General features: G+C 53.9%; 10 protein-coding genes. 4 read left to right on the plus strand and 6 right to left on the minus strand.

Annotation, left to right across the window (positions count from 1 at the left end; translation table 11 throughout):
• The first annotated feature begins 31 nt into the window (after positions 1-31).
• Together ACFX4U_RS03070 and ACFX4U_RS03075 are read left to right on the plus strand one after the other, a co-directional pair.
• Positions 32-2,167, plus strand: coding sequence for an EAL domain-containing protein (locus tag ACFX4U_RS03070; RefSeq protein ID WP_313507789.1), 2,136 nt, complete (start codon positions 32-34; stop codon positions 2,165-2,167).
• Between the two features lie 99 nt (positions 2,168-2,266).
• On the plus strand, positions 2,267-3,487 hold the full coding sequence (locus ACFX4U_RS03075; RefSeq protein WP_313507724.1) for a sensor domain-containing diguanylate cyclase: 1,221 nt from the start codon (positions 2,267-2,269) through the stop codon (positions 3,485-3,487).
• A gap of 55 nt (positions 3,488-3,542) precedes the next feature.
• Here the strand turns inward: ACFX4U_RS03075 and ACFX4U_RS03080 are convergent, their stop codons facing one another.
• Positions 3,543-3,731: a YdiH family protein gene (locus ACFX4U_RS03080; protein ID WP_025263605.1), complete on the minus strand. Its 189-nt coding sequence runs from the start codon at positions 3,729-3,731 to the stop codon at positions 3,543-3,545.
• A gap of 405 nt (positions 3,732-4,136) precedes the next feature.
• Entirely contained in the window at positions 4,137-5,753 is a 1,617-nt protein-coding gene (locus ACFX4U_RS03085; RefSeq protein ID WP_313507723.1) for a peptide ABC transporter substrate-binding protein, read from the minus strand.
• 189 nt (positions 5,754-5,942) lie between these two features.
• Here ACFX4U_RS03085 and mpaA point away from each other — a divergent pair, with 189 nt between their 5' ends.
• A complete protein-coding gene (gene mpaA / locus ACFX4U_RS03090) occupies positions 5,943-6,656 on the plus strand; it encodes a murein tripeptide amidase MpaA (RefSeq protein ID WP_305735952.1) in 714 nt (237 codons plus the stop codon).
• Here mpaA and ycjG read toward each other — a convergent pair.
• Positions 6,647-7,612 carry an L-Ala-D/L-Glu epimerase gene (gene ycjG / locus ACFX4U_RS03095; RefSeq protein WP_305735951.1) on the minus strand — a complete coding sequence of 322 codons (966 nt, stop codon included), beginning with the start codon at positions 7,610-7,612 and terminating at the stop codon, positions 6,647-6,649. The two genes, mpaA and ycjG, sit on opposite strands and share 10 nt — an antisense overlap.
• Before the next feature lie 117 nt (positions 7,613-7,729).
• Here ycjG and tpx point away from each other — a divergent pair, with 117 nt between their 5' ends.
• A complete protein-coding gene (gene tpx / locus ACFX4U_RS03100; RefSeq protein WP_313507722.1) occupies positions 7,730-8,236 on the plus strand; it encodes a thiol peroxidase in 507 nt (168 codons plus the stop codon).
• Positions 8,237-8,285: 49 nt separating this feature from the next.
• Here tpx and tyrR read toward each other — a convergent pair whose 3' ends face one another.
• The 3 genes from tyrR to ACFX4U_RS03115 form a co-directional block, all read right to left on the minus strand.
• Entirely contained in the window at positions 8,286-9,827 is a 1,542-nt protein-coding gene (gene tyrR / locus ACFX4U_RS03105) for a transcriptional regulator TyrR (RefSeq protein ID WP_200550861.1), read from the minus strand.
• 143 nt (positions 9,828-9,970) lie between these two features.
• Positions 9,971-11,020, minus strand: coding sequence for a YcjF family protein (locus tag ACFX4U_RS03110; RefSeq protein ID WP_313507721.1), 1,050 nt, complete (start codon positions 11,018-11,020; stop codon positions 9,971-9,973).
• On the minus strand, positions 11,017-12,414 hold the full coding sequence (locus ACFX4U_RS03115; protein ID WP_313507788.1) for a YcjX family protein: 1,398 nt from the start codon (positions 12,412-12,414) through the stop codon (positions 11,017-11,019). The genes ACFX4U_RS03110 and ACFX4U_RS03115 overlap by 4 nt, the downstream gene beginning before the upstream one ends.
• Positions 12,415-12,425: the final 11 nt, after the last annotated feature.

Genomic DNA, 12,425 nt, shown 5'->3' on the forward strand with positions numbered 1-12,425 from the left:
ATCACCTTTTTTTGCCTGTGTGGATTGCATGATGCTCTACGTTTCGTGGGACCCCATTTTGATCGGCATCTCTTTTCTGGTCGCATTCATTGCTTCATTTGTCGCACTGGATAGCGCAGGCAAAGTTGCGACGTCTGAACCGCGTAGCGCAATATTCTGGCGTTTTTCGGGTGGTGCCACCCTGGGCATCGGTATCTGGTCGATGCATTATGTGGGCATGCTGGCGATGAAAATGCCGGTGATAATGCATTACGATTTAGAACTGACCCTCCTCTCATTTATTATCGCCATGCTGACATCCATACTTGCTATCAATATTGCCGTGGCGGGCAAAACACTCCCGACAAGACGTCTACTGTTCGCTTCAGTGCTGCTCGGTACCGGCGTGGTATCCATGCACTATCTGGGTATGGCGTCGATGATGGGTTTCATCACGATTTACTGGAACGTTGCGCTGATTGCACTTTCGGTAGCCATTGCATTTCTCAGTGCCTGGGTTGCTCTTTGGCTGTCCTTTAGCCTGCGGCAAAATACCCATGGCGTCTTTATTAACCGCGTCTTCGCTGCTCTGGTGATGGGAGGCTCTATCAGTGCCATGCATTACACTGCAATGAGTGCCGCCACGTTCAGTAGCGATGGCACAGGCATTGTGATCCGCAGCCATGCAACGACACTGATGAGCCATGACGTCGGCGAATTGGGGCTGTCATTGTGGGTTGCCACGACGACACTGGTGATTTTCGGCATCATGCTGTTTATTTCGATGATTGATTCCCAACTGCGGACATCTCGTTTGACGGACAGCCTGCGCCAGCTTAATCAACAACTTGAAAAACAAGCCTATTATGACCCGCTAACCGGACTGGCAAACCGGTCCCAGCTCGACAACCTTCTTGATACTTGCCTTAGCAAGGCCACGGAGACACGCAGCACTTTCGCACTGATTTATATGGATTTAGATCGCTTTAAACTGGTCAATGATGCCTGGGGGCATCACATAGGTGACCAACTGCTGGTGGCGGTTGCCGGGCGATTATCTGCCTGTATCAGCGATAAAATGTCGCTGGCGCGCCTCGGCGGCGATGAATTTACCCTGCTGGTACCGGATACCCACGAAGACGAGGTTGAGGCGCTGGTAAAACATCTTGTGACCACCATTCAACAGCCTTTCTGCGAGCTGAACCATGTCATTAATGTTTCACTCAGCGCCGGGATCAGTTACTACCCGCAGCATGGCGATACCGCCCACGAGCTGAAACTGAAAGCCGACACGGCAATGTACAGCGTAAAACAGGAAGGCCGTAACAGTTGGGCTGTGTTTCATGCTGGCATGGCACAGAAAACCGTAGACGATCCGCTGTTTTTGCAGGATTTATCGCAGGCGCTGTCGCGCGACCAGTTTGAACTCTGGTACCAACCGCAGTACCACGCACCGGAGCATGCATTGGCAGGTTTCGAAGCCTTGCTGCGCTGGCGTCACCCGACACGAGGGGTTTTGCTGCCTGCAACCTTTTTACCTATGCTGGAAAAAACGGGGTTAATCATCTCTGTCGGGCGCTGGGTTATTGATGCGGCATGCAGGCAACTGCACCACTGGAATAACCAGGGGTTTCGACATCTTACGCTTGCTATCAACCTCTCACCCAGCCAGTTTGAGCAGCATGATATTTACGACCAAATCACCGATTCACTGCAACGCTACCATATCGATCCCATGCAGTTGACGCTTGAAATCACGGAAAACACCGCGCTGAAAAACATTGAGCGTAGTGTGCTGTTGCTTAATCAGTTCGCACAAATGGGTATCACGGTTGCGATTGATGATTTTGGTACGGGCTACTCCAACATGCTGATGCTAAAACGGTTACCGGCAACAGAGCTTAAAATCGACAGAAGTTTTGTGAAGGATATTCGCGATAACAGCCGCAACGTGAAGATTGTCTCAACGATTATTGATATTGCACATTCCATGAACATGCATGTCGTGGCGGAAGGTATCGAAACGGCCGAGCAGCAGGCGTTGCTGACCAATCTGGGCTGTGCTTACCTACAAGGGTTTCTTTTCGCTCGTCCTTTACCCGTCGAGAAAGTTGCTGTGCTGCTACAGCAAAAAAGATTTAGTTTATCGCTGGAATGTTCAGATTCGTCACAAAAAAAGCCCGCATAAACCCCTAATTTTCAGGTATGTTGCAAGAAAGTCATTAAATTGCCGCTGATGTGTCACTTGTGACCGCGTTGCAACATACATGATTAAGGGGGAGTCGCAATGCTTAAACATCACCTGGATGCGTTGAATGTGCTCTCCACCCCGGTTTGGGTGGTTGCTCCTGACACAGAAGCGTTACTTTTCGCGAATGCGCAAGCGCTGAAAATCGCGGCGGGACGCTCACTCAATGAGATGCGAAACGGAAAATATTCTGCTTATGCGCAACTCAGCCTGGCCATGTACCTGCCCAGCTTGCAAAATCATGAAGATGTGGTCGAAATCTTGAGTGTTTGCCCGGATGGTGAAGAAACCACCATCAGTTGCCGTATCGTATTGCGCACACTCGAAAATGCCGGTGAAGTGCTGCTGTTTGAAGGCGTTTCAGGTGCCGCTGCGGCGGCGCTAAAAGCGCACCACTCGCCAACTTATCGCCCGCATAAGCAAGGTTTTTACGCCCGCTTCTTTTACACAACCTCCGCGCCAATGCTGCTTATCGATCCCATTCGTGATGGGTTGATTGTCGATGCTAACCTCGCTGCGCTGCGTTTTTATGGTTATGACCATGAAGAGATGTGCCAGAAACACACCTGGGAGATCAATACGCTTGGGCGCAGCGTATTACCGGTAATGCAGGAGGTTTCGCATCTACCTGGCGGGCATAAGCCGTTGAATTTTATCCATCAACTCGCTGATGGTTCCACCCGCCATGTGCAAACTTACGCCGGACCGATTGAGATTTATGGCAAGCGTTTAATGTTGTGCATTATTCACGACATCACCGAACAAAAACGGCTTGAGCAGGAACTGGAATACGCCGCGCACCGGGACACACTCACCGGCCTGCTGAACCGCCGCCAGTTTTATCACCTGACGGAACACATTCTACCGACGGGGCTGGATTTCACTTTGCTGCTGGTCGACGCCGATCATTTCAAAAATATCAATGATCAGTTTGGTCATCAAAAAGGTGACCAGGTACTGGTTGAACTGGCGCGAATGCTTGAGGCGAACTGCCGCTCAGGCGATTATGTTTTCCGCTGGGGTGGCGAAGAGTTCTTGTTATTGTTGCCGCATACCACCACGGATATGGCCCTGAACGTAGCGGAACGGATACGTCAGGCCGTTGCCAGTATCAACATCGCGGATCTACCTGGTTTTACGGTGAGTATTGGTGTGGCACACCACCTGCCTGATGAAGACATGGATGCGCTCTTTAAACGTGTGGATGAGGCTTTATACCTGGCGAAAAATAACGGGCGAAACCGGGTGTTAGCCGCATGAGTGCAAGCAAAAAAAAGCGCCCGTCTGACGGGCGCATTGCAGTGATATTGCTGAGTTAGTGGATACCCAGACGCCAGGCAAAATCAATCTCTTCTTTCAACTCGCTGTGCGACAGCGTTAGCAAATCCGCAAACTCCAGGCGCAATTGTTTGAGTTTTTTTAAGTATTCTGCCGGGGTGAGCGTGCTTTTGTCGCGACGCAGATATTCAATTGCCAGTTGGGTTGGGTCTAATTCAGTCTCCATAGCATCCTCTTTCGTGGTGAAAACCTGACCACTATAGCACACTGCGCTGTCTGTTTTTTGACCAAAATCGTATAAAGGCGGCATTTCGCGAGGGGAAGAGAATTTTAAGCAACCCTCGTTTTAAAAGGGGTGCACTTGAACGATAAGATTATCTTCCTCAATAACGAAGGGTGGAGTAAACGTCCCAAATATTTTGCTCACATTGCTTCGCGCATTTTCGTCCACTCAACAAAACGGGCTTTTTATTGAAAAGTCAGGGAAAAGAGTAAAAATACGTCTCCTTATTTCCTCCATTGTCCCTTCACATTCCCTAAGTAAAATTTTCACCACTCCTGCTTAGACAGGAACCATTCCGTAATCAATGAGTTTCCCCTTACTTCCCGTGACGTAAGGGGATTTTTTTTATCAGTGCTTCAAAATATAAAGCGTGCGGCTATACGCCACATCTTCGGGGTTATTGATCGGATAACCTTTCAGCCACGGTTTAATCAAACGCCCGTTGGTGTATTGGTAAATCGGCGCGATTGGCGCTTTTTCCGCCAGAATATGCTCGGCCTCGTTATAGTCAGCGTTTCGCACTTTGGCGTTGGTTTCCAGCGCCGCCTGCGCCAGCACTTTGTCGTACGCCGCATCGTTGAAACGCGCAATGTTGCCGCTGTTCGTCGAGTTCAGTACCGACAGGAAAGTGGAAGGTTCATTATAATCTCCGACCCACGACGCGCGGATCACATCGAAGTTTCCGCTGTTACGGCTGTCGATATAGGTTTTCCACTCCTGATTCTGCAATTTGACGTCCGCGCCAAGGCTCTTTTTCCACATTGACGCCACCGCAATCGCGATTTTCTGGTGGTTTTCTGACGAGTTATAGAGCAACGTCAGTTTCAGCGGACGTTGCGGGCCGTAGCCAGCCGCCTGCAATAATGTTTTTGCCTGCGCATTCAACTCGGCCTGGCTCATCTGTTCAATTTGCGAGGGCTGCGGCGTAAATCCGGCGGTAACATCCGGCGTGAAGCGCCAGGCCGGTTTTTCACCGGTGCCCAACACTTTCTGCGCGATCACCCGCCGATCAATCGTCATGCTCAACGCAAGCCGCACGCGCGCATCGGCAGTCGGCCCTTTCTGGGTGTTAAACGCGTAATAATAGGTGCCAAGCTGCGGCGGCGTATAAACCTGTCCGGGGATATCTTTGAGCAACTTCTGATAGAGGTTTTTCGGGAAAGATTCAGTAATGTCGATACCGTTCGCCAGGTAACGTTTGGTGGCCGCCGACTCCTGATTGATCGGTACAAACGTGACCTGCTGGATAACCGTTTTCGCATCATCCCAATAGTGCTTATTGCGTTCGAGCACCAGCTTTTCATTCACCACGCGATCGGCAAGTACATAAGCGCCATTGCCCACCAGGTTGCCTGGGCGCGTCCACTCCGCACCGCTTTGCACATTGGCTTTTTGCACCGGGTAAAAGGCAAAGCTGGCAGCTAAACTTGGGAACCACGGCAATGGCCGCTCCAGTTGTACCCGCAACGTGCGTGCATCAACGGCACTAACGCCAAGTTTATCCACCGCCTCTTTACCTTCAGTAATGCTCTTCGCATTTGCAATGCCCGCCAGCGCAGCAAAACTGGCGAAAGGGGAAGTGGTTTTCGGATCAACCAGCCGCTGCCAGCTGTAGACAAAATCCTCTGCCGTCACCGGTGAACCATCGGACCAGCGCGCGTCATCCCGCAACGTAAATACCCAGGTGCGGTTATCGCTGCTTTGCCATTTACTGGCAACGCCCGGAACGATTTCGCCCTTCTCGTTCTGATTCACCAGCCCTTCAAAGAGATCGCGGATGACCTGAATTTCCGGCAAACCAACGGCTTTCGCCGGATCTAACGTGGCGGGTTCATCTTTAACATGACGAATGACTTCCTGTTTCTCGGCCAGTTGGGTACCCGGCGGCACATCGGCTGCCAGTGCACTTGCAGAAAAACCGCACAGCCAGAGCGCGCAGCTCAGCGTTGAAATTTGATGCTTCATGGGATCCCCTCATTGGTATGCCTTCCCGACAAAAGATGAGGTAATTATTTGTTTTAACTTGGGAGAATGCAAACAGAGGACAGCGGAAAATTGAGGCTGGACGCCAAATTAACCCTCATGGCATGATTTGCGTCGCATCGCTTTATGCTCAACACTTGCTGTAAGTAAACGACAATAAAAGGGAAGCCTATGCCAGCCACACGCCCGCGTGCTCAACGAGGCGCATTTGCCCCCGGCAGTGAAGAGTTTGGTCGCTCGCTGTTAGGCGCGCCGCTGATCTGGTTTCCCGCGCCAATTGCCACGCGTGAAAGCGGGCTCATCATCGCCGGAACGCACGGCGACGAAAATTCCTCTGTGGTAACGCTCTCCTGCGCGTTGCGCACACTTAATACCGATTTACGTCACCATCACGTAGTGCTGGCGGTCAACCCGGATGGCTGCCAGCTTGGTCTGCGCGCAAATGCAAACGGGGTTGATCTCAATCGTAATTTCCCCGCCGCCAACTGGAAAGCCGGTGAAACGGTGTATCGCTGGAACAGTGCGGCTGAAGATCGTGATGTCGTGCTGCTGACCGGTGACGCGCCCGGTTCAGAACCGGAAACGCAGGCGCTCTGCCAGCTTATCCATCGTATTCATCCGGCATGGGTCGTGACATTCCACGATCCGCTGGCCTGTGTGGAAGATCCCCGCAAAAGCGCGCTGGGTAAATGGCTGGCAGATGGGTTTTCCCTGCCGCTGGTCACCAGCGTCGGTTACGAAACGCCGGGCTCATTTGGCAGCTGGTGTGCAGATATCAATTTGCACTGTATTACCGTTGAATTCCCGCCGATCTCTTCTGACGAGGCCAGCGAGAAATACCTTGCGGCAATGACGGCGCTACTGCACTGGGATCCTCAAAGGTGAAGCTTACCGGTGCTGAAATGCAGCGCCGGTTCAACGTCCACCGCCAGCCAGGTTGGGCCATCAAGATCGGCAAAACGCACCTGGCTGGCAAGCGGTAGCGCCGCCGCGATGGCGCGCGACGTACAGATCATACAGCCAAGCATTAGCGTGAATCCTTGTTGAGACGCCTCATGCGCCAGCGCCAGCGCTTCGGTTAATCCGCCGGTTTTATCCAGCTTGATATTCACCATTTCATAGCGCCCATGCAGGTGAGCGAGGCTTTCGCGGGTGTGGCAGCTTTCATCCGCACAAATCGGCAACGGATGGATGAAATTCGCCAGTGCATCGTCCTCATCGGCGGGCAGCGGCTGTTCCAGCATGGCAACGCCGAGATCTGCCAGCAACTGGCATCGTGCGGCAAGCCCTTCCGTGTGCCAGGCCTCATTGGCATCCACAATTAATGTCGCATCGGGCGCGGCGGCGCGAATTGCCACCAGCCTTTCGCTGATCAAATGGTCATCCAGCTTAATTTTCAGCAGTTGTGCGCCCTTTTCACTGAGCGCGGCGGCGCTGGCCGCCATTTGTTCCGGTGTACCAATCACCACCGTTTGTGCGGTGATAATGGTTTGCGGCAAACTGACGCCTGCGGACTGAGCCAGCGTGATAGCCGCTTTGCGCGCTTGCAGATCCCACAAGGCGCAGTCAACAGCGTTTCGCGCAGCGCCCGGCGGCAGGAGTGTTTGCAACTCTTCGCGCGTCAGGCGGTTTTCCAGTTGCGGCACAATCGTCATAATTTGAGCCACGACAGAGGCCTCACTTTCACCATAACGCGGGTACGGCGTACATTCACCGGCGGCTTTTACGCCATCCTCTTCCAGCTCGACCACCACCACGCGCGCTTCGTTGCGCGCACCGCGCGAAATCACAAATGGCGTATGCAGCGGCCAGGTTTCCTCATACACTTTGACGGTTCTCATTCCTCACTCCTCTGCCGCAGATCTAAACCAGTATAGATATGAAAATTGGTTTGCCGTGCTCTTCGCGGATGGCATAAACTAGCGCCGACGTTAACTATATGTAAACAGGAAGATATTATGTCACAACTCGTTCATTTTCAGGGCAACCCGGTTCCCGTTGCAGGCGCTATCCCGCAGGCTGGCGCAAAAGCCAGGCCGTTTACGCTCGTGGCTAAGGATCTGTCTGACGTCGCACTGAGCCAGTTCGCTGGCAAACGTAAAGTGCTGAACATTTTCCCAAGCATCGATACCGGCGTTTGCGCGGCTTCTGTGCGTAAATTTAACCAGTTAGCAACCGAGATGAACAACACCGTGGTGCTGTGCATTTCTGCTGACCTGCCGTTTGCCCAATCCCGTTTTTGCGGTGCTGAAGGTCTGAGCAATGTCATTACCCTTTCGACGCTGCGCAGTGCTGACTTCCTCGAAAATTACGGTGTTGGCATCTCTGATGGCGCGCTGAAAGGCCTTGCAGCGCGTGCTGTGGTGGTGATTGATGAAAACGACACTGTTATTTTCAGCCAACTGGTGAATGAGATCACCAACGAGCCGGATTACACCGCCGCGCTGGACGTGCTGAAAGGTTAATTAACCTGACGCCAACAAAAAAGCCTCCGCAATGGAGGCTTTTTCTTTTCTACTCGTCGCCCTTCTTCTGGCTCAAGCCATATTCCCGCAATTTATTGGCAATCGCGGTGTGCGAAACACCGAGCCGCTTCGCCAGTTTACGCGTGCTGGGATAGTTGCGATAAAGCTGGATCAACACCGAGCGCTCAAAACGGCTGGTGATCTCATCCAGCGATCCCTCCATGGCATCTTCGCCCACCGGCACCGTGGCGGCGTCATAATCCGGCAGTTGAATATCCTGGGCGCGCAGCTCGTAGCCTTCCAGCTGCGTTAACGCCCGGTAAATGGCGTTTTTCAACTGGCGCACATTACCCGGCCAGCCATAGCGGTTGAGCAACTGATGCACATCCTGCGACAGTTTTGGTCGAGGAACGCCCTGTTCGTCGGCAAAACGGGCCACAAAAAGCTCAGTCAGCGGCATGATATCCTGCGGACGATCGCGCAGCGGCGGTAAGTTCAGCGTCAGCACATTCAGGCGATAGTAGAGATCTTCCCGGAACAACCCTTTTTGCACCAGCTCTACCAGATTGCGCTGTGTTGCACAGATCACCCGCACATCCACATGCACCTCGTGGTCCTCGCCGACACGCCGGAAGGTACCATCGTTTAGAAAACGCAGCAGCTTCACCTGCATACGCGGTGACATTTCGCCAATCTCATCAAGCAGCACCGAGCCGCCGTTCGCCTGTTCGAAAAAGCCTTTTTTGCCTTCCGGTGCGTGACCAAACAGCTCGCTTTCAACGGACTCTTCCGGAATGGATGCGCAATTGAGCGCCAGATAAGGTTTCGCTGCGCGTGGGCTGGCAAGATGGCAGGCATGCGCCAGCAAATCTTTACCGGTGCCGGTATCGCCGGTTATCAGCAGCGGTGCGGTGAGCATCGCCAGTTTCCGCGCCTGTTCCACCACCTGCCGCATTTTCTGGCTCACGGCAACAATCTGACTGAACGCGCTGAGATCCTGTTGGCTCAGGTTTTGTAACTGGCGCCCCATACGAATGGTCGAACGCAGCATCACCACCGCACCGGTCAACACCGGTTCGCCGGTCTCGCCTTCCAGGTGCACTGGCGTTATCTCCATCAGGAAATTTTGCCCGGCGATAACGACGTGTTCGTTATGCGAATTTTGCGGATTACCTTCGAGCCAGCGCTGGAAATTAAACCCCGCAATCAGCTGTACCGCGTTGTGATTGCGGAGTTTATCGGCATCGAGAGCAAAAAGCTGGCAACTGGCCGGGTTCGCCAGTTCCACTTTGCTTTTCATATCCAGCGACAATACCGGCTCTGGCAGCGCTTCGAGCAGCGCGCTCATCGCGCGGTGTTCGCGTTCGGAGGGCATCCACAGCACGGTACGAACATCTGTCACGCCGGGGATGCGGCGAATTTCAGCCATCAGACTACTGAAGGTGTTAAATTCGAGCGCGGCGAAATTCAGGTAGATTCGCCCGACAGGGTCAATTTCTATCCCGCGTAAGTCGATACCGCGCAGCACCAGTAAATCCAGTAATTCGCGAGTCAGACCAAGCCGGTCTTCACAAAAAACTTCAAGACGCATGGGAGTTCGCCCTTATTCATTCACGTAATGAAGGGATGATAAGCCAGTTCGCGGTTTGCAGGAAGATATCTGTCAACAAATATTGACAGTTTGCGGAGAAAAGCGGCACTGCGGCGTAAAGGTAAGCGCGCAGCGCCGATTTTTTAATCGGCGGGTCGTTTCTGGAGCGTCTCTTTTAACTGGCTAATCAACTGGCGGCGAAAATCGCCAAGGCGCGGTTTATCGTCGTCAAGCCACGGCAGCGGACGACACAGTTCCATCGCTTTAATCCCGAGCCGCGCTGTCAACAACCCGGCGCCAATCCCCTGCGCTGCGCGCGCAGAAAGCCGGGCCGCCAGATCCTGCGATACCCAGTCCATGCCAATTTCACGCACCAGTTCGCTGGCACCCGCGAAGGCGATATTCAGCAGCACCAGGCGGAACAAACGCAGGCGGCTGTAGTAACCGAGTTCAATGCCGTACAGCGTAGCGATACGGTTGATGAGCCGCAGATTGCGCCAGGCGATAAAAGCCATATCGACCATCGCCAGCGGGCTGACGGCTACCATCAGCGCGGATTCCGCCGCCGAGCGACTGATTTCACGTCGTGCCTGCGCATCCAGCACGGGCTGAACCAGATGCGCATACAGGCTGACAATTTCACGATCGTTGTGCGTTTCGTGGATTGCGGCATACCAGCGCTGTAGCGCCGGATGCGCCTGATCGATCCCAGCCTGCCGCGCCAGCTTTTCGCAAAAAGCCCGCCCTTTTCCGGTCGCGTGGCTATGCAATAAATCACGCGCTTCATCGCGTTCTTGCGCGCGCTGGCGCAAACGCCACAGCCGTCGCCACTCACTGGCAATCGAGCCGACTCCTGCGCCAACGATCAACGCACCGGCGACACAGCCGCCCAGTGCAACCCAGTCCTGTGTTTGCCAGGCGTTCATTGCCCACTGCACACCTTGCCCGACCACACTTACGCCAAACAGCGTCAACCCGGCGGTAACCATTTTGCGCCACAGGCTGCGTTTTGGCCGCAGCGCAGCCTCAACCACCGCCTCGGCTTGCCCCTCTTCCGGTAGTTCATCAACCAGGGCGGGAGCAAAGTTTTCCGCTTGCTTATCATTAAAAGTCTGCGCACGTTTAAACTGCGCACTGCTTTCCGCTTCCAGCGGGCCTGCGAAATCGATTCTCGGTTTTAGCGGCTCGGTCATCGCAATTTATCTCCAATCAAAAACTCCAGCGCCGCATCCAGGCGGATATGCGGCAGCGGCGTATCGACATCCATCACCGGCGGGCGAAACGCCTCAAAATTAAACCCTTGCTTATCCCAGAACGCCTGCCCCGGCAACCGCGCAGGCACTTCACCAGGGTAGACGGTTAGCGGTGCGCCATCACTCAGACGATGCCCGCGCAGCGCAGGGATCTTTTCGCCATTCACATCAATGATGCCGCTTTGCGTCGCCAGCACAGAAGCCAGTCCCAGACAATCCATACTGATGCCTTCAAACGCCGCGTTTTGCCAGGCGTCCTGAATAAGCTGTTGCAACAGCGACACCATATTGGCGTGCTGATCGACGGTAATATGATCGGCTTTGGTGGCGGCAAATAAGAGTTTGTCGATAACCGGCGCAAACAGGCGGCGAAACAGCGTGCGCTGACCATAGTGGAAACTTTGCATCAGTTGCGTGAGCGCAAGCCGCATATCGTTAAACGCTTGTGGCCCGTTGTTAAGCGGTTGCAGGCAATCGACCAGCACAATCTGGCGATCAAACTTCAGGAAATGGTGTTTATAGAAACCTTTTACGACATGCTCGCAATAGTAGTTGTAACGTTCGCGCAGCATCCCGGCGTTGGTGTGTTTACCGGCCTGCGCCAGTTTCGCTTCTCCGGTGCCGTCAACCTCCGGCCACGGAAAGAATTGCAACGCAGGCGCGCCTGCCATATCACCAGGCAGAACAAAACGGCCAGGTTGAATAAAGTGCAGACCTTCGCGTTTGCACTGATGCAAATAGTCCGTCCACGCCGCTGCAATTTCTGCCAGCCGGTTTTCATCCGCCGGCGCCAGCGGATCAAGCCCCGCGCACAGGGCGCGCCATTGTGCCGACCACGCCTGACGCTGCCCTTGCAACAAGCCGGTCATTTGCCGCGACCAGCTCAGGTAATCCTGCGCCAGCATCGGTAAATCCAGCAGCCATTCGCCAGGATAGTCGACAATTTCCAGATAGAGCGTGGAGGTCTCTTTGAAATGGCGCAGCAGCGAATCGTTAGAGCGAAAACGCAGCGCAAGGCGGATTTCACTGACGCCGCGCGTCGGCGTCGGCCAGACCGGCGGCGATCCATACAACTGCGCCAGCCCTTCGTCGTAGGTAAAACGGGGAATACCAAAATCACGCTGCGGCACGCGTTTCACGCCAAGAAGCCGCTCTTCGCGCACGGCGCTTAGCAGCGGCAGACGTGAACCTGCGTGAATATTCAGTAATTGATTAACCAGTGCGGTAATAAATGCGGTTTTGCCACTGCGGCTCAGGCCGGTCACCGCCAGACGCAAATGCCTGTCCATTCCGCGGTTAACCAGCGCATTCAATTCGTTACGAAATCGATCCATCGCCATTGCGT

Origin of the sequence: Kosakonia sp. YIM B13588 (genome assembly GCF_042788165.1) — a bacterium.
In the GTDB taxonomy this organism is placed as follows: Bacteria; Pseudomonadota; Gammaproteobacteria; order Enterobacterales; family Enterobacteriaceae; genus Kosakonia; species Kosakonia sacchari.